This window comes from Mesobacillus zeae (genome assembly GCF_003570705.1).
Lineage (GTDB): Bacteria > Bacillota > Bacilli > Bacillales > Cytobacillaceae > Mesobacillus_C > Mesobacillus_C zeae.
The window spans coordinates 1-16,505 of sequence record NZ_QWVT01000048.1 but is presented as its reverse complement, the minus strand read 5'-3'; the positions used below and the strand labels follow the sequence as shown (position 1 = coordinate 16,505).

Genomic DNA, 16,505 nt, shown 5'->3' with positions numbered 1-16,505 from the left:
ACGCTTGTTTGTTTAGTTTTCAAAGAGCAACTTCACCCGTAGGCGACTTTATTAATATAACATATTGTCCCAAAAGAGTCAACACTTTTTTTATTTCATCCGCCGCACGTTTATCAGCGACGAATTATATCTTACCATTATTCCAATCTAAGAGTCAAGATAAAAAATCAAAAAAAATAGCCGCCCTTTTTCTGGACGGCACTTCCCTGCTGTTTTCCGTTACTTTAAACAACCCACGTCTGGATTGCAACTAGAGCGCATAGTCCCGGAATGCCAAGCAAGCCGGATACTGATGCAGTGACAAGGTTAATCGGGACATAGAGGCCAAAACTGTTTCCAAAGGCATTCAGGAAAAATAAAAACAGTGCTCCTATCATAATCTTTATCACTCCTTGACCGACAAGCCTCAGCGGCTTAACCGGCGCCCCTGCAAACAATAATACGAGAATCAGACCGCCAAGGATGGAGATGATGACCATTGGTTCCATTTCCGGCCCTCCTTTTCGAAAACTTGTACTATAGTGTATGGCCAAGCTTTCCGAAAAAGAACCATCGCCAGATTTGAACAGCCTTCTTTCCCCTTACTCCATGTCCGTTTATTTCAGCCAGCCTACTTCACTATCAGCCTGACCTTTCTTTCTTTTGCTTCCTTAAACAGGTAAAAGTATTTGGCTTCGGCCAGCTTGGCCTCGGCAATAAACTCATCCGATGGATCGAAACTTTTTTCTACAAGATTCCGTTGGTTGCTCCAATCGGCTTTTAACTCATCAAGCTGGACAAGCAGCTTTTCATCAAATTCTTTTCTTAGTCGTTTTTTTCTGCTGAACAGCATGTTTTTTCCTCCCGCTTCAGGTTATACCTCCCTGCGGCCTTCCATCGCTTTTGAAAGGGTGACCTCATCCGCGTATTCAAGGTCGCCTCCAACCGGTAAACCATGCGCAATCCTGGTGATCCGGATTCCCGCTGGCTTCAGCAGCCTCGATATATACATGGCAGTGGCTTCTCCTTCAATGTTGGGATTCGTGGCAAGGATAACTTCTTCAACAGTATCGTCCTGGAGCCTTTTCAACAGATCAGGGATATTAATATCTTCAGGCCCGATTCCATCCATCGGAGAAATGGCACCGTGCAGGACATGGTAGAGGCCGTTGTATTCCCTCATTTTTTCCATGGCGATGACGTCCTTCGGATCCTGGACAACACAAATGACTTTTCTGTCCCTCCGCTGATCTTCGCAAATATAACAAGGATCCTGGTCGGTAATATGACCGCATACCGAGCAGTAGCTGAGGTTCCTTTTGGCATTCACCAGCGCTTTCGCAAAATCAAGCACTATTTCTTCCTTCATACTTAGGACAAAAAAAGCCAGACGGGCCGCCGTTTTCGGTCCGATGCCTGGCAGTTTCATGAAGCTGTCAATCAGCTTGGATATTGGTTCAGGATAATGCATTAGATTGTTTCCCTCCTGGAACATTCCAGAAAAGTCTATTCTATCTCTGCTTTGGCAGTTGCACCAAAGGCGTTATTAGAACATGCCCGGAAGGTTCATTCCTTTAGTAAATTGGCCCATCGTTTGGTTAGTCAGTTCTTCCGTTTTCTTTAGAGCATCATTAGTTGCCGCAAGAACAAGGTCCTGAAGCATTTCAGCATCGTCAGGATCGATAACTTCCTGCTTGATTATCACATCAACCACTTCTTTATGGCCTGTCATGATGACAGTGACCATGCCGCCACCAGCGGAGCCTTCAATTTTCTTTTCGCCAAGCTCTTCTTGGGCCTCAGCCATTTTCTTTTGCATTTTTTGCATTTGCTTCATCATATTTTGCATATTACCCATTCCACCACGCATCATGTTAACGTACCTCCGATTTAATCATGTATTTGTACAAGTTCATCACCAAACAGCTTTTTCGCTTCTGCGACAAGAGGGTCTTCTTCTTTTTGGTCTTCTCCTGCAGGAGCATCACTGCGCTGGGTGTTAATGAAGCTCTCGCGGATATTCTGCCACTGGTCTTCGGGAACCCCGATCACCTGCAGCCTTTTTCCAGTCAGCTCCTGGAGCACAGCTCCGGCAGTGTCTATGAATTTGGCGTTTTCCATCGCCATTTGGCAGTGAATCTCATATTTGAATTTTATCACGACTGCCTCTTGGGAAGAAGCAACAGGTTCAGCTTCATTCAAGAGTGCTGCCTGTGAGCGCATCTGCCTTCCGACAAGCATATGAAGCAGTTCTCCCCATTTGCTTTTCACCGCCTGCAAATCAGGCTTTGTTGCATGCTTCAGCACTTCCTTGATCTGCCCTGCAGGTGCTTGGAAGCCTTTCCGGTTCACCCTTTGCGGTTTGCTTTGCGCCGCAGCCGGTGCTGGATCATGAGCAGGAATGCCATTTTCCGCAAGCCGGGCAAGCTTGTCCTCAAGCTCTCCAATCCTTTGAAGAAGGCCTGTTGTATCTACACTGCCTGTACCGCCAGCTGTATTTGAATTGAGCTGGCAGAGTTTGATAATCGCAACCTCAAGGAAAATCCGCGGATGGTTTGTCCATCGCATCTCCTGTTGCGCTTTATTCAATATATCAATTATTTGGTAAATACGTCCAGTGTCCACTTCTCCTGCAAGCTGTTTAAAGTCTTCATCGAGAAGAACGCGTTCAAGCGACTCTTCCAGTCCAGGAGCGGATTTATGAAGAAGCATATCCCGGAAAAAGTAGATAAAGTCCTCAATAAACCTTGAAGGCTCTTTCCCCTGAAAAAGAAGTTCCTCCAGCGCTTCGAGCGCAGCCGCCGTGTCTTGTCCATGAACGGCCCGGGCAAGGCGATTCATGAAATCCTGGGAGACAGCTCCTGTAACCGTGAGAGCATCTTCAACTGTCACACGGTCCTGACTGAACGAAATTGCCTGGTCAAGAAGGCTCAAGGCATCGCGCATACCGCCTTCTGCCGCTCGAGCAATCACCTGCATGGCCGTATCTTCACATGCCACACCTGTCTCATCGGCGATCAGCTTCATGCGGTCGACAATTGCCTGCGGTGTAATCCGTTTAAAATCAAATCTTTGTGTTCTTGATATAATCGTCAACGGAATTTTATGCGGCTCGGTTGTCGCAAGGATGAATATGACATGCCTCGGCGGCTCCTCTAGCGTTTTAAGCAATGCATTGAAAGCTCCGATGGACAGCATATGCACTTCATCGACAATATATACCTTGTACTTTACCGCATTTGGCGCGTACTTCACTTTGTCCCGGATATCCCTGATTTCCTCAACACCATTATTGGATGCAGCATCAATTTCAATAACATCGGAAATCGATCCGTCTGTGATTCCCCTACACGACGCACATTCATTGCAAGGCTCACTGACAGGGGAATTTTCACAGTTGACCGCTTTTGCAAGAATTTTTGCAGCGGTTGTCTTACCTGTTCCCCGTGGACCCGAGAAGAGATAGGCATGTGAAATCTTTTTTTGAAGCAGAGCATTTTGTAGTGTCGTTGTCACATGCTCCTGGCCGACCACATCGAAAAAGCGCTGCGGGCGCCAGACACGATATAATGCTTGATAAGCCAATGACACCGCTCCCTTCCATTTGTTATCTTCCCTATTATACCGTATCCATTTTTACTTTTACAAAGGCATTTGTTGATAAAATAAACCTCTGTATGATGGACAATCAAAAAACCCACCCTTTTTCAGGATGGGTTTGCTGATATCATATTTAACTGCCGTGCACCTTCCGTCGACTAGCCACCATAAGCGTTACCCAAGCAGTTAGCTCGGCCCAGGCTGCCCTGCGGCACATGGGAGAGTCCACTTAATGCTGCTTCCTTCCGGACCTGACATGGTTCATGGATTCCCATTGCGCAGGACCCGGGCGTCAACACCACTTACTTGAGGCAGACCCTACAGTAGACAAGCCTCAGGAAGGGATTCAACCTCGCTGGAGCGGATTGCGAGTACAGGGCACCGCTACCTCCCCGCCTAGCACGGCAAAATTGAAACCTTATTTAGGGCGTCTTAATGACGCATAATCAGTATACTAATTTCTACAGTAAAAAGCAACGTCTAGCACCTGTAAATTTATGTAATCTATTTATCCCTTTTGGCGGCAGAGTCCCGCTCCTGTTTTTTACGCTTCCTCAGCTCCCTGAAAAAATCAGACAGCATGGCACCGCATTGCTCCTCGAGAACACCCCGCACAACCTCGCTTTGGTGATTAAATCGTTCATCATCGAGAAGGTTCATGAACGTTCCAGCGCATCCTCCCTTTGGATCGGCAGCACCGTATACCACCCGTCTGACTCTTGAAAGCATAATAGCGCCCGCGCACATTGGACATGGTTCAAGCGTAACGTAAAGCTCTGCGTCCTCCAGTCTCCAGGTGCCAAGATTCCGGCAGGCCTCATCCAAGGCAAGGATTTCAGCATGAGCGATGGAGCTTTGCTTTGTCTCCCTTAAGTTATGGGCCCGGGAAATGATTTCGCCATCGTGCACAATAACTGCACCAATTGGCACTTCCCCTAGCTCCCTCGCTTTTTCCCCTTCTTTTATTGCTTCAAGCATATATTTTTCATCATCTTGTATATATTCCATATGATCCAGCTCCATCCGCACAAAAACTTAAATGCCCATGGTTTAATCTTTTCCCGCCGGTCTAAAAATAAGGGAAAGGAGTCGATCCATTTGGACAAAGAAAATAAGACCGCACTGCTTATCATTGATATGATCAATAATTTTGATTTTGATTATGGCGAAATCCTTTCGAAAAAGGCCCTTACAATAACTGCGCCCATCCCTTCTTTAAAAAAGGCTTTCAAAAAAAAGAATGGCCTGTTATTTATATCAATGACCATTATAATCTATGGCAGGCAGATTTCGAAAAAATAATGGATTTCTGCAGGAATGAAAAAAGCGCTCCAGTCATTGACAGAATTGAACCAGACCAGGATGATTTTTTTCTTATAAAGCCGAAGCATTCGGCTTTTTATGGCACAGCTCTCCATACGCTCTCCAGCAGCTTAAAGTGGACAACCTTGTGCTGACCGGAGTTGCCGGCAAAATTTGCGTCCTGTTTACCGCAAATGACGCCTACATGTGCAATATAACCTGGTGATCCCAAAGGACTGCATTGCTTCAAATACAGACCATGATGATGAATACGCGCTGACAATGATGGTTGATGTGCTGGGTGCTGTTACGAAGCCATCAGGAAAACTCAATTTTTCTTCATTATCATCATAAAGCACGTATCCCCCTCATAAACTGGTAGTACGGCAAAGCCGCGTTTAGGAGGGAGAATATGCAGATACATGTGGTACGGCAAAATGAGACACTTTCTGGAATAGCCCAGATGTATGGATCGACCGTTGCCGACATAACGGAAGCGAATCAAATTCCAAATCCGAATGATCTTGTCGTTGGCCAAAGCATGGTGGTCCCGATTGTCGGAAGCTTTTACTTTGTCCAGCGTGGAGACAGTCTTTATACGATTGCCAGAAGGTTTGGCACGACAGCTGAAGAGCTTGCCCGTATTAATCGAATTCCTGTCAACCAGCCGCTCCAGATAGGATTAAGGCTTTATATCCCTCCGCGGCGCAAGGTCAGGGCTGAATTTAACGCTTATGTTGAACCGCGCGGCAGTACCGTTGCTCCGGCTCTTGAAACAAGCGCAAGGGAAGCGGCGCCTTATTTAACCTACCTGGCTCCATTCAGCTTTCAGGCTAAAAGGGACGGAACCCTTAAGGAGCCTTTGCTGAACAATTTCCCGGCCATTGCCAGTGCCAATAACAATACATTGATGATGGTGATTACCAATCAGGAGAATGACCAGTTCAGCGATGAACTCGGCCGTATCCTCCTTAATAATATGCCCATACAGGAACGCTTTCTGTCCAATATTGTATCGACCGCCAAAAAGTACGGATTCAAGGACATCCATTTTGACTTTGAATATTTGCGCCCTGCAGACCGCGAAGCTTATAACCGGTTTCTGCGCAGGGCCCGGGACCGTTTTAAAAGGGAGGGCTGGCTAATTTCGACCGCTCTTGCCCCGAAGACAAGCGCGGAGCAGAAAGGCCGCTGGTACGAAGCGCATGACTACCGGGCGCATGGTGAAATCGTGGACTTCGTTGTCATCATGACATATGAATGGGGTTATTCCGGGGGGCCGGCGATGGCTGTATCGCCGATTGGTCCGGTCAGGGCCGTTCTTGAGTATGCAGTGACAGAAATTCCTCCAGGCAAAATTATGATGGGCCAGAATCTATATGGCTATGACTGGACACTCCCATTCGTGCAGGGTACCGTTGCAAGAGCCGTCAGCCCGCAGCAGGCCATCGTGCTCGCTGCCCGCTATAATGTACCCATCGAGTATGATACAAAAGCCCAGGCTCCTTTTTTTAACTATAGTGACGGAAGCGGCAAGCGTCATGAAGTATGGTTTGAAGACGCACGGTCCATCCAGGCAAAATTCGACTTAATTAAAAGCCTTAAGCTGAGAGGAATGAGCTATTGGAAGCTCGGCCTTTCCTTTCCGCAAAACTGGCTCCTCATTACTGAAAACTTCAATGTGGTCAAAAGAACTACCTAACCGTAACTACCTCTTCAAACAAGCCTGGAAGCTGCCTGCAGCCACCGGGCTTGTTATCGTAAGCCCCCTACTAAATAATCCATATCCTTTCGCAAACCTATTATGATAAAATGATTGTTGCATTTAAACGAAAAGAGGAAGCGCCCGTTCAGCGCCGTATGGACTGGAGCAGCCAAAGCATTAAATTATACACTACAAAAAAGACACCATGTGGACATGGGACATACAGAAGGAGGACTTGCTGTGGGGAGGACACCTTTCATCACGGTGGAAGGCCCGATTGGCGTAGGCAAGACGTCACTGGCCAAAGCCATTTCGGAGCATTACAGCTTCGCTCTTTTAAAAGAGATCGTCGACGAGAACCCGTTTCTCGGGAAGTTCTACGAGGACATCGAGGAGTGGAGCTTCCAGACAGAGATGTTTTTTCTCTGCAATCGATATAAGCAGCTTGGGGATATTAAGGAACACTATATCAGCCAAAGCCAGCCTATTGTGGCTGACTACCATATTCTCAAAAACCTGATTTTCGCCAAAAGGACACTGAGCGGCACGGAATACCGGAAGTACCTCGATATTTATGAAATTTTGACAAAGGATATGCCAAAGCCGAATGTGGTCATCTATCTTCATGCCAGCCTCGACACTCTTCTTGCCAGGATTAAAAAGCGCGGCAGGGAAATGGAAAAAAACATAAGCCCATTATATCTTGAACAGCTTTCGCTTGATTATGAACAGTCCATCTCCCATTTCGAGGCCCGGCATCCAGATGTGGAAGTCCTGCGCTTCAGCGGCGATGAGCTGGACTTTGTCCAGTGTGAAGATGATCTTTACACTATCCTTGAACAGCTATCAGGACGACTATCGAAAAGGAGCATACAGCCATGAATTTACGAGCTAAATACGATATCCCGGCCAACTCCGTGATTACCATCGCCGGAACGGTGGGTGTCGGTAAATCCACGATGACCAATGCACTTTCAAAGGCTTTGAACTTCCGCACTTCCTTTGAAAAAGTAGATGCCAATCCATACTTGGACAAGTTTTACAGCGATTTCGACCGCTGGAGCTTCCACTTGCAAGTCTACTTTCTCGCTGAGCGCTTCAAGGAGCAAAAGCGCATGTTCGAATACGGCGGGGGCTTTATTCAGGATCGGTCTATTTACGAGGACACCGGCATTTTCGCAAGGATGCATTATGAAAAAGGGACAATGTCTCCCGTCGACTATGAAACGTACAGAAGCCTGTTCGATGCGATGGTCATGACCCCTTACTTCCCTCATCCGGACCTCTTGATTTACCTTGATGGCTCCATCGGCGATATCCTTGACAGAATCCGCCTGCGCGGCCGCGCCATGGAACAGCAGACACCTATTGCATACTGGGAAGAAATGCACGAACGCTATGAAAACTGGATTGATACCTTTAACGCTTGCCCGGTCCTTCGTTTGAACATCAATGATTATGATATCATCAGCGATGAATCCTCGGTGGAGCCTATCATCGAAAGAATCGGCTATTTCATCCGCCAGGCTCATCTGTTAAAAAAATAAAAAAAATCCGGCCGCTCCTTTTGAGTGTTGCCGGATTTTTTTATATCTCTTTATCATTTTTATAAAAACAGCCTGTTCTCAAAAGAACATAAAAAAAATGCCGTTACAGTTGTAACGGCATCGTATAATACAATCTCCAAATTGTATGCTGCGCGAATGCTAAACACATAGTAATAAATGGAGGAGGAAGAGGGATTCGAACCCCCGCGCGGTATGACCCGCCTGTCGGTTTTCAAGACCGATCCCTTCAGCCAGACTTGGGTATTCCTCCGTATTGACAGGTAATAATATATCACGTATCAAAAACATTGTCAAATTATTTTTCAAAAAAAGTGAAAGCCCTCGGGAACTGCAGCTGAACAATAAAAAATGCCAACCGGAAAAGTTTCCGATTGGCGCTTTAACAAATGATTTTTATGACTGGATTACTTCACGGTTTCCCATATACGGACGAAGGACTTCAGGAATAATGACGCTTCCATCCTCCTGCTGGTAGTTCTCCAGAATGGCGGCTACCGTACGGCCGATTGCCAGGCCAGATCCATTCAGTGTGTGCACAGGCTCCGGCTTTGCCTTCAGGTCACGGCGGAATCGGATATTGGCACGGCGCGCCTGGAAGCTCTCGAAATTACTGCAAGAAGAAATTTCACGGTACGTCCCATAGCTTGGAATCCATACTTCAAGGTCGTATTTCTTGGCAGCCGTAAAGCCCAGGTCCGCGCTGCACATGCTAAGCACCCTGTAAGGAAGGCCAAGGAGCTGCAGAACCTTCTCAGCATGTCCTGTGAGTTTCTCAAGCTCAGCATAGGAATCTTCAGGCTTCACGAATTTGACAAGCTCTACTTTATTGAACTGGTGCTGGCGGATCAAACCGCGGGTGTCACGGCCTGCTGATCCTGCTTCAGAGCGAAAGCATGCGCTGTAGGCTGCATAATTGATTGGCAGCTCGTCCCCGCTCAATATTTCATCGCGATGCATGTTTGTAACAGGCACTTCCGCAGTTGGGATCAGGAAGTAATCCTCGCTCTCGATCCTGAAAGCATCCTCCTCAAACTTAGGCAGCTGCCCTGTCCCCGTCATGCTTGCACGATTGACCATATAAGGCGGGAGGACTTCAGTATAGCCATGCTCATCCACATGGAGATCAAGCATGAATGAAATGAGTGCGCGTTCAAGCCTTGCGCCAAGGCCTTTGTAAAAGACAAACCGGCTTCCCGTTACTTTTCCAGCCCGTTCAAAATCAAGGATTTTCAAGCCTTCAGCGACATCCCAGTGAGGCTTTGCTTCAAAGCCGAACTGACGGATTTCTCCCCACTTGCGTACCTCGATATTGTCATCTTCCGATTCGCCAACCGGCACGCTTTCATGAGGAATATTTGGAATGCTCATCAGCAGGTTATCAAGTGTTTCTTCAACGATTCTCAGCTCGTCATCAAGAGACTTGATTGTGTCTCCCACCTCGCGCATTTCTGCAATCAGGTCATCGGCATCTTTCTTTTCCTTTTTAAGCGCTGCAATTTGCTGGGACACTTCATTGCGCCTGCTTTTCAGCTTCTCCGTCTCAACGATCAAGTCGCGCCGTTTACTATCGAGTTCCTCAAATCTGTCAAAATCGGAAAGGTCTTCCCCGCGGTGCTGGAGCTTTTTCTTAACATCTTCAAAATTTGACCTTAAATACTTTACATCAAGCATGAATTGTTCCTCCTTGTTTGATTTTTTTGAACCATACTTTCAGGAAAACACAAAAAACTCCCGTCCCCTGGAAAGGGACGAGAGTTACCCGCGTTGCCACCCTGATTGAAAGCAGAAAAAAATGCTTTCCTCTTTGCAAGATAACGGTCTTAGGCCGAAAGCAATTAATCGCCTAAAAAGGCTTTCCATGCTTTACTCGAGGATGGATTCACATGTCTTATCCGCCGGTTTCCACCAGCCACCGGCTCTCTTGGGAATAAGGACAGGCTACTATTTCCTCTCACTGCTTTGTCATAATCTTATTTTATACTCCATAATTTACTACAAGTGTCTCCGGGGTGCAACCGATTTATACAAGATTTTTTTCGCGCGCTTCTTTTACCATCTCGATAAAATAGGTCGTCAGCCTGTGGTCGGGAGTCAATTCGGGGTGGAAAGAGCAGCCTAGGAACTGGCCTTCCCTTGCAGCCACGATTCGTCCATTATGCTTTGCCAGGATTTCAACGTTCTCCCCTGCCTCAACAATATGCGGTGCCCGAATGAAGATGGCCGTGAACCCTTCCGCGACGCCGTTGATATCAAGGTCAGCTTCGAAGCTTTCACGCTGACGTCCGAATGAATTCCTCTCAACTGTAACATCCATTGCCCCGATGTGCGGTTCTTCGTAGCCTGCCACCCTTTTCGCAAGGAGAATCAGTCCGGCGCATGTCCCAAACATCGGCTTACCTTCACGGGCGAACTCCTTCAGTCCATCCATGAAGCTGTATTTATCAATCAGTTTCCTGATCGTTGTGCTTTCGCCTCCAGGAATGATCAAGCCATCGAGTTCAGCCAGCTGGCCGGGCTGTTTGACAGTCACAGCTTCAGCACCCGATTCTTCAATTGCACGGATATGCTCGCGCACAGCTCCCTGAAGGCCCAGTACTCCGATTTTAACCATGTTGGTGTCTCCTTACCAGCCTCTGTCCTGCATGCGTGCTTCAGGAGCCAATGAGGAAATCTCAATGCCCTTCATCGCTGCACCAAGGTCTTTTGATAGATGTGCAATCAGTTCATAATCCTGGAAGTGTGTGGTTGCTTCTACAATGGCTTTTGCAAACTTGGCAGGATTGTCTGATTTGAAAATTCCAGAACCAACAAATACACCGTCAGCGCCAAGCTCCATCATCAAGGCAGCATCAGCAGGTGTCGCAACTCCGCCTGCCGCAAAATTCACAACAGGAAGACGGCCATTCTTCTTGATTTCAAGCAAAATTTCGAATGGTGCACCAAGAAGTTTTGCTTCAGTCATCAGTTCAGCTTCGTCCATTCCGACAATTTTACGGACCTGGGCATTGACCTTGCGCATATGGCGGACAGCCTCGACAATGTTTCCTGTTCCTGGCTCGCCTTTCGTGCGAAGCATGGAAGCGCCTTCGCCAATCCTTCTTGCAGCTTCCCCAAGGTCCCGGCAGCCGCACACAAACGGAACTGTAAATTCTCTTTTATTCAAGTGATATTCTTCATCGGCAGGTGTCAGCACTTCACTCTCATCTATGTAATCAACTCCCATTGCCTCAAGAATTCTCGCTTCAACAATATGCCCAATGCGCGCTTTTGCCATGACAGGAATGGTAACAGCATTCATGACTTCATCCATGATTCTTGGGTCAGCCATTCTTGCAACTCCGCCTGCTGCACGGATGTCGGATGGAACGCGCTCAAGTGCCATAACTGCAACTGCGCCTGCATCTTCAGCAATTTTGGCCTGCTCTGCATTGACGACGTCCATGATGACGCCACCCTTTTGCATTTCAGCCATACCCCGTTTAACTCGATCTGTACCAGTCTTCATTACACTTTCCTCCCCATGGATACTGTCTCTCTTCAGGATGACATCATCCTTTTAGCTGTTAATGGAAAAAACGCACTCTAATTGTCGGAATTGTCTTTTCCCTTATTGCAAATAAACAATAAAAACAGCCTCCTGTCAAGACAGGAGACTGAATTTTTAAAACAAGCCTTTTATACCGGATGCAGCGCTGCTGAACAAATCGCTGAAAAATCCGCCGATTCCACGCATGGAAAGGACAAACCAATTTGCTTTCTCAACACCCTCTACAGCCACGACATCAACGCTTGCTTTCTGGCCCTTATCATTCAGGAAACTGATTTCTTCCCCGTTTTTATTCTCAACTGTCATATAGCCCACTTTTTCGCCTTTTTTCACTGGCGCAGTCAGCTCACCTTTATCATTGAGTTTCTTTTTATCAATGACAAGCTTTGTTTTGTACTGGTCTTTTTCCCCATTTTTAATTGTCAGGGAAAGGTCTTTGTCTGTACGGATTTTCACTGAATCCTCTTTGCCTTTCACGACAGGAAGAGTCTTCTTTCCTTTTTCTTGGTTATTCTTTTTCACTAGTACTTCATTTGAAAAACCACTGAATGCATAGTCAAGTATTTTCCTTGTTTCGGAAAAACGGCTGATTTTCGAGTCAGCCTTCATGACAACAGTGATGAAACGCTGGTCACCTTTTTTCGCAGTGCTTGTGAAGCAATAGCCTGCAAAATCTGTCGAACCTGTTTTTAAGCCGTCAACACCCTCATAGGCAAATGTCAGCGTTGGAAGCATCCAGTTGAAGTTAGGGTATTCCCGTCCATCCTTGAACTTCAGCTTTGGAGTACTCGCAGTTTCCAAAACTTCCGGATAGTCATTGATCAGCCTGTAAGCAAGCTTTGCTGTTGCTTTAGCAGACATAACATTTTCTTCATTCGGGCCACCGGCAGCAATCTGACCCAGCAGTTCGCTATTGTTCAAACCTGTCGAATTAACAAATTTATAATCCTCTAAGCCTAGTTCTCTAGCTTTCTTGTTCATTAATTCCACAAAGTTTTTCTCAGTTCCGGAAACCACCTCTGCAAGGGCTACAGATGATGCATTTGAAGAAAAGATGGCCATTCCCTGGTAGAGTTCCTTTACCGTATAATCTTCACCCTGTGTCAGTCCAATGTTGGAAAGGCCAGGAGCGGCAGATAGCTTATGGACATATTCATTGATTTTTACTTTTTGATCCCATTTGATTTTACCTTTTTCAATTGCTTCAAGTACAAGGTATTCTGTCATCATTTTGGACATAGAAGCAACGCCAAGCACTACATCCGAATTCTTTTCATAAAGTATCCTTCCTGTATTCGCATCAACAAGGATCGCAGCCTCAGCGTTAATTCCAAGCGCATCGCCTTCTGCTTTTGCTTCGCTGGCAAATCCTGAAAGGACGCCCACGCCGCTGACCATAAAAACAGTAAATAAAACCAGTAGTCGTCTGTAAAGATTCAAAGCAATATTCCCTCCGCATTCTCTTATCTATCTATTAAAAACATGCTAGACTGCACGGTCATAAAATTACACCTTGTTAGTATAACAAAAAAAACAGACAGAGAATAGCCTCTCTGTCTGTTGTAAAATCAGGAAATTCCTAAAACAGGAAAACCGTATCAGTGTGTGGAATAATTAGGTGCTTCCTTGGTTATTTGGACATCATGCGGATGGCTTTCCCGCAGTCCAGCTCCCGTCATGCGGATAAATTGGGCATTTTCCCTCAGGTCATGAAGGGTGGCTGCTCCGCAGTAGCCCATGCCTGACCTGATCCCGCCGACAAGCTGATAAACGGTATCCGAAATCGGTCCCTTGTATGGAACGCGGCCTTCAATGCCTTCTGGCACGAACTTCTTATTATCTTCCTGGAAATAACGGTCTTTTGACCCTTTTTCCATGGCAGCAACAGAGCCCATGCCTCTGTATACTTTGAAACGGCGGCCTTGGTAAATTTCTGTTTCGCCCGGGCTTTCGGAAGTGCCTGCGAGCAGGCTGCCAAGCATAACGGCATGTCCGCCAGCTGCAAGAGCCTTCACCATGTCCCCGGAGTATTTGATTCCGCCGTCGGCGATAATTGCTTTTCTATGTTTTCTTGCTTCTGTGGCACAGTCGTAAACAGCGGTGATTTGTGGTACGCCAACACCCGCTACCACCCTTGTTGTACAAATGGAGCCAGGCCCGATTCCGACCTTGACGATATCTGCACCTGCTTCGATCAATTCGCGTGTAGCTTCTGCTGTTGCTACATTTCCGGCAATGATGCCGAGTTCAGGATAAGCGTTCCTGATCTCTTTAACAGTCTCGATGACACCTCTTGAATGCCCGTGGGCTGTATCCACAACAATGACATCCACTTGAGATTGAACAAGTTTTTCGACCCTTTTCATCGTATCTCCTGTAACGCCCACCGCGCCGCCGGCTAAAAGACGGCCTTGGCTGTCTTTTGAAGAGTTTGGAAATTCGATGACTTTTTCAATATCTTTAATTGTGATGAGTCCCTTTAGGACCCCTTCTTCATTTACTAATGGGAGTTTTTCAATTTTGTATCGCTGAAGTATTTTTTCTGCTTCGAGAAGGGTCGTTCCTACTGGTGCAGTAACAAGATTTTCCTTTGTCATGACATCTGAAATCAAGATGGAGTAATCCTGGATGAATCGCATATCACGGTTGGTGATGATTCCGACAAGCTTTCGCTCTTCTTCATTGTTCACGATAGGGACGCCTGAAATACGGAATTTGCCCATCAGGTGTTCAGCATCGAATACCTGGTGTTCCGGAGTCAGGAAGAATGGATCGCTGATGACACCGCTTTCGGAACGCTTTACTTTATCAACCTGGTCGGCCTGCTGTTCAATCGACATGTTTTTATGGATGATACCCAAACCGCCCTGCCTTGCCATGGCAATAGCCATTTCTGCTTCTGTGACAGTATCCATTCCTGCGCTTATGATCGGGATGTTCAGTTTTACTTTTTCTGTAAGTTGAACCTTGAGGCTGACATCACGGGGCAAAACTTCCGATTTAGCAGGTACAAGCAGGACATCATCAAACGTTAAACCCTCTTTTAAAAATTTACTTTCCCACATAGTAAATGTCTCCCTTATTTGAAAATATTATTTGTAGGTTATCAATTGGACAAAATACTGTCAAGGAAGGTGCTAAATGTTAGAGTTTTCAAATAATTTGGAGGTTATGTCCTTTGCGTTTTTCTTATCGAGATTGGAACAGTTTTTCATTCTTTTTTTCAGCAGAATATTCCCAGACTTATTTAAAAAAGTCATACGGCAGATTGGATATCGAAAGCCCTGCCCAGAAGAGCTATGAAAATTGCTATCCGTTTATGTATTATCTCGAACACGGGAAATTATATTATGAACAGGCAGCCCTCTCGCCGCTGCCGCTTCAGCCGATCCTGCTCTACTACGGCCTTGTCCATTTAATTAAAGCATGCATTTTGACTGTGCAGCCGGACTACCCGGAAACAACTTCCGTACTTGCCCACGGGGTGTCGGCAAGGAAAAGAAAAAAGCAGCATTACAGTTTTTTCGAGGACGAAGTGAAATTCCAAAAGCATGGTCTTTTCCCCTTCATGGCGGAAAAATTGTTCCACATGAAACAACTTGAAGGTGAGAAAGCTTCAATGGGCGAACTCCTTCAGCATATTCCCGAACTGTCTTCACTTTTTTCACGGCTGATAGGAAAGCATACATTTTTAAAAGCAAAGCAGAAAGATTCCGTATTTATCCTGCCCAGGTGTATTTTGGATTCGTATCACATGACCGAAAGCCGGTTTCAGACATTCTATTCTGCAAAATCGCGCATGCCAGTGTCGTTTCTGGAAGGAGGGGAAGACAACCTCGCATTCACCTTGGAGAAGCGTAATGATGGTGACCCGCTTCCGCTCCGTTACAATTTAAATGATGATTGCTTTGCCATCCCTTTATCAAAGGAACCTTTTTTATTAATGCCAGAGCTCCTGCATCATTACTTGCTTCTGTATAATCTCGGGATGATTGCCAGATATGAAACAGAATGGTGGAGTGAACTCATCAAGACCATGTCAAATGACGATTTCCCTTTTATCCAGTCTTTTCTCGATATTTCTCTAAGGAAAGGGCCATTCTTAATTTACCAGTTTCTTGATCCGGACAGATTGAGCCGAACCTAAAGCATTTTCTGTGAAAACCCCTTTTCAGGCATTACTATCCAGTTTAAATAAAAAACTGATAGGGAATTTACTAAAGAGAAGATGCTTCAACGAATACGAGGAGGGATAAAAGTGGACCGTAGAAAAATGATGATGACTACTGTAGCCTTAGGAACAGCTTTCTTGCTAAGGAATAGGGAATCCCGTGAAAAGCTAAAGGGGCAGTTCAAAAACATCTCAAGCCCGAGAAAAAACAGCTAATCTCTTTCAAAACCCCCCTTCGAAAAAGATCGAAGGGGGGTTTGATATGAAAAGCAGCAATTGAGGATCCTCGAAATCCCGGAAGGCTGCATGTATTTCACGTGTTTTATCGATCATCTGCTTCGTTTTATCAACCAAACCACCGGTTATCCTCTTGTTCCATTATCAGGTTTATTGAAAAAGGTAATTTGATCTTTAACCTCCTGATTGAACCTGCGTCTGATGAGGGCGCTTTTCCTTATTTTCAAGGCAGATTGGGCCTGGATGGTTCAGGCTAGTGAGCTTTTTTAAAAACAAACAGCTGTAAGGGAATTTTTCGGCTTGGCAGGAGTTCCTGCTGCTTTTGGGCTGGCTGGATTTTTGTGATATCAACCAACCCCACAAGCCGCCCGCTTTCAAACTGAAACAACAAAAAAA

At 46.0% G+C, this 16,505-nt stretch carries 17 protein-coding genes, 1 tRNA gene, 1 other RNA gene, 1 pseudogene and 1 other annotated feature; of the genes and pseudogenes, 7 read left to right on the top strand and 13 right to left on the bottom strand.

Annotated elements, in window-relative coordinates; translation table 11 throughout:
* A partial coding sequence (locus D1970_RS22645; protein WP_220453210.1) for a hypothetical protein occupies window positions 1-254 on the top strand: 254 nt, incomplete at its 5' end.
* Here the strand turns inward: D1970_RS22645 and D1970_RS20955 are convergent.
* The 7 genes from D1970_RS20955 to tadA all read right to left on the bottom strand — a co-directional run bounded on the left by D1970_RS20955 (window position 225) and on the right by tadA (window position 4,587).
* Window positions 225-488 (bottom strand): pro-sigmaK processing inhibitor BofA family protein, encoded by a 264-nt coding sequence (locus D1970_RS20955; RefSeq protein WP_119114796.1) that lies wholly within the window; start codon window positions 486-488, stop codon window positions 225-227. The two genes, D1970_RS22645 and D1970_RS20955, sit on opposite strands and share 30 nt — an antisense overlap.
* 122 nt (window positions 489-610) lie before the next feature.
* The gene (locus D1970_RS20950; protein ID WP_119114795.1) at window positions 611-832 is read right to left on the bottom strand and encodes a YaaL family protein; all 222 of its coding nucleotides are present in this window, start codon (window positions 830-832) and stop codon (window positions 611-613) included.
* A 21-nt stretch (window positions 833-853) separates the two neighbouring features.
* Window positions 854-1,450 (bottom strand): recombination mediator RecR, encoded by a 597-nt coding sequence (gene recR, locus D1970_RS20945; protein WP_119114794.1) that lies wholly within the window; start codon window positions 1,448-1,450, stop codon window positions 854-856.
* 75 nt (window positions 1,451-1,525) lie between these two features.
* Window positions 1,526-1,852 carry a YbaB/EbfC family nucleoid-associated protein gene (locus tag D1970_RS20940; RefSeq protein ID WP_181213495.1) on the bottom strand — a complete coding sequence of 109 codons (327 nt, stop codon included), beginning with the start codon at window positions 1,850-1,852 and terminating at the stop codon, window positions 1,526-1,528.
* A 17-nt stretch (window positions 1,853-1,869) separates the two neighbouring features.
* Window positions 1,870-3,564: a DNA polymerase III subunit gamma/tau gene (dnaX, locus tag D1970_RS20935; RefSeq protein WP_119114793.1), complete on the bottom strand. Its 1,695-nt coding sequence runs from the start codon at window positions 3,562-3,564 to the stop codon at window positions 1,870-1,872.
* Between the two features lie 155 nt (window positions 3,565-3,719).
* Window positions 3,720-3,984: signal recognition particle sRNA large type (ffs, locus tag D1970_RS20930), an RNA gene on the bottom strand.
* Between the two features lie 99 nt (window positions 3,985-4,083).
* Window positions 4,084-4,587 (bottom strand): tRNA adenosine(34) deaminase TadA, encoded by a 504-nt coding sequence (gene tadA, locus D1970_RS20925; protein ID WP_119114792.1) that lies wholly within the window; start codon window positions 4,585-4,587, stop codon window positions 4,084-4,086.
* A gap of 129 nt (window positions 4,588-4,716) precedes the next feature.
* On the opposite strand from tadA, the pseudogene D1970_RS20920 reads away from it, so the two are divergent.
* The 4 genes and pseudogenes from D1970_RS20920 to D1970_RS20905 all read left to right on the top strand — a co-directional run bounded on the left by D1970_RS20920 (window position 4,717) and on the right by D1970_RS20905 (window position 8,133).
* Window positions 4,717-5,235 (top strand): annotated as a pseudogene (locus D1970_RS20920) (cysteine hydrolase family protein).
* A 58-nt stretch (window positions 5,236-5,293) separates the two neighbouring features.
* Window positions 5,294-6,583: a glycoside hydrolase family 18 protein gene (locus D1970_RS20915; protein WP_119114791.1), complete on the top strand. Its 1,290-nt coding sequence runs from the start codon at window positions 5,294-5,296 to the stop codon at window positions 6,581-6,583.
* Between the two features lie 243 nt (window positions 6,584-6,826).
* Window positions 6,827-7,468: a deoxynucleoside kinase gene (locus D1970_RS20910; protein ID WP_119114790.1), complete on the top strand. Its 642-nt coding sequence runs from the start codon at window positions 6,827-6,829 to the stop codon at window positions 7,466-7,468.
* The gene (locus D1970_RS20905; protein WP_119114789.1) at window positions 7,465-8,133 is read left to right on the top strand and encodes a deoxynucleoside kinase; all 669 of its coding nucleotides are present in this window, start codon (window positions 7,465-7,467) and stop codon (window positions 8,131-8,133) included. The genes D1970_RS20910 and D1970_RS20905 overlap by 4 nt, the downstream gene beginning before the upstream one ends.
* A gap of 178 nt (window positions 8,134-8,311) precedes the next feature.
* Here the strand turns inward: D1970_RS20905 and D1970_RS20900 are convergent.
* From D1970_RS20900 to guaB, 6 genes are all read right to left on the bottom strand, one after another.
* Window positions 8,312-8,404, bottom strand: a tRNA-Ser gene (locus D1970_RS20900).
* Window positions 8,405-8,547: 143 nt separating this feature from the next.
* Window positions 8,548-9,825, bottom strand: a complete 1,278-nt coding sequence (gene serS / locus D1970_RS20895) for a serine--tRNA ligase (RefSeq protein ID WP_119114788.1) — start codon at window positions 9,823-9,825, stop codon at window positions 8,548-8,550.
* A gap of 70 nt (window positions 9,826-9,895) precedes the next feature.
* Window positions 9,896-10,118: a binding site (T-box leader), on the bottom strand.
* Window positions 10,119-10,174: 56 nt separating this feature from the next.
* Entirely contained in the window at window positions 10,175-10,765 is a 591-nt protein-coding gene (gene pdxT / locus D1970_RS20890; RefSeq protein WP_119114787.1) for a pyridoxal 5'-phosphate synthase glutaminase subunit PdxT, read from the bottom strand.
* A gap of 12 nt (window positions 10,766-10,777) precedes the next feature.
* Complete coding sequence (gene pdxS / locus D1970_RS20885; protein ID WP_119114786.1) at window positions 10,778-11,659, bottom strand: pyridoxal 5'-phosphate synthase lyase subunit PdxS; 882 nt, start codon at window positions 11,657-11,659, stop codon at window positions 10,778-10,780.
* Window positions 11,660-11,815: 156 nt separating this feature from the next.
* Window positions 11,816-13,099: a D-alanyl-D-alanine carboxypeptidase family protein gene (locus D1970_RS20880; RefSeq protein ID WP_119114797.1), complete on the bottom strand. Its 1,284-nt coding sequence runs from the start codon at window positions 13,097-13,099 to the stop codon at window positions 11,816-11,818.
* Between the two features lie 200 nt (window positions 13,100-13,299).
* The gene (gene guaB, locus D1970_RS20875) at window positions 13,300-14,766 is read right to left on the bottom strand and encodes an IMP dehydrogenase (RefSeq protein WP_119114785.1); all 1,467 of its coding nucleotides are present in this window, start codon (window positions 14,764-14,766) and stop codon (window positions 13,300-13,302) included.
* Window positions 14,767-14,879: 113 nt separating this feature from the next.
* Here guaB and D1970_RS20870 point away from each other — a divergent pair, with 113 nt between their 5' ends.
* Both D1970_RS20870 and D1970_RS23195 read left to right on the top strand, forming a co-directional pair.
* Window positions 14,880-15,848 carry a YaaC family protein gene (locus D1970_RS20870; protein WP_119114784.1) on the top strand — a complete coding sequence of 323 codons (969 nt, stop codon included), beginning with the start codon at window positions 14,880-14,882 and terminating at the stop codon, window positions 15,846-15,848.
* Window positions 15,849-15,959: 111 nt separating this feature from the next.
* Window positions 15,960-16,088: a hypothetical protein gene (locus D1970_RS23195; protein WP_259339728.1), complete on the top strand. Its 129-nt coding sequence runs from the start codon at window positions 15,960-15,962 to the stop codon at window positions 16,086-16,088.
* Window positions 16,089-16,505: the final 417 nt, after the last annotated feature.

Excerpts from the sequence above, each read along its gene's own strand:
- D1970_RS20955 (WP_119114796.1), bottom strand. The coding sequence starts at position 488 with ATGGAACCAATGGTCATCATCTCCATCCTTGGCGGTCTGATTCTCGTA.
- D1970_RS20950 (WP_119114795.1), bottom strand. The coding sequence starts at position 832 with ATGCTGTTCAGCAGAAAAAAACGACTAAGAAAAGAATTTGATGAAAAG.
- recR (WP_119114794.1), bottom strand. The coding sequence starts at position 1,450 with ATGCATTATCCTGAACCAATATCCAAGCTGATTGACAGCTTCATGAAA.
- D1970_RS20940 (WP_181213495.1), bottom strand. The coding sequence starts at position 1,852 with ATGATGCGTGGTGGAATGGGTAATATGCAAAATATGATGAAGCAAATG.
- tadA (WP_119114792.1), bottom strand. The coding sequence starts at position 4,587 with ATGGAATATATACAAGATGATGAAAAATATATGCTTGAAGCAATAAAA.
- D1970_RS20915 (WP_119114791.1), top strand. The coding sequence starts at position 5,294 with ATGCAGATACATGTGGTACGGCAAAATGAGACACTTTCTGGAATAGCC.
- D1970_RS20905 (WP_119114789.1), top strand. The coding sequence starts at position 7,465 with ATGAATTTACGAGCTAAATACGATATCCCGGCCAACTCCGTGATTACC.
- serS (WP_119114788.1), bottom strand. The coding sequence starts at position 9,825 with ATGCTTGATGTAAAGTATTTAAGGTCAAATTTTGAAGATGTTAAGAAA.
- pdxT (WP_119114787.1), bottom strand. The coding sequence starts at position 10,765 with ATGGTTAAAATCGGAGTACTGGGCCTTCAGGGAGCTGTGCGCGAGCAT.
- pdxS (WP_119114786.1), bottom strand. The coding sequence starts at position 11,659 with ATGAAGACTGGTACAGATCGAGTTAAACGGGGTATGGCTGAAATGCAA.
- D1970_RS20880 (WP_119114797.1), bottom strand. The coding sequence starts at position 13,099 with ATGGTCAGCGGCGTGGGCGTCCTTTCAGGATTTGCCAGCGAAGCAAAA.
- guaB (WP_119114785.1), bottom strand. The coding sequence starts at position 14,766 with ATGTGGGAAAGTAAATTTTTAAAAGAGGGTTTAACGTTTGATGATGTC.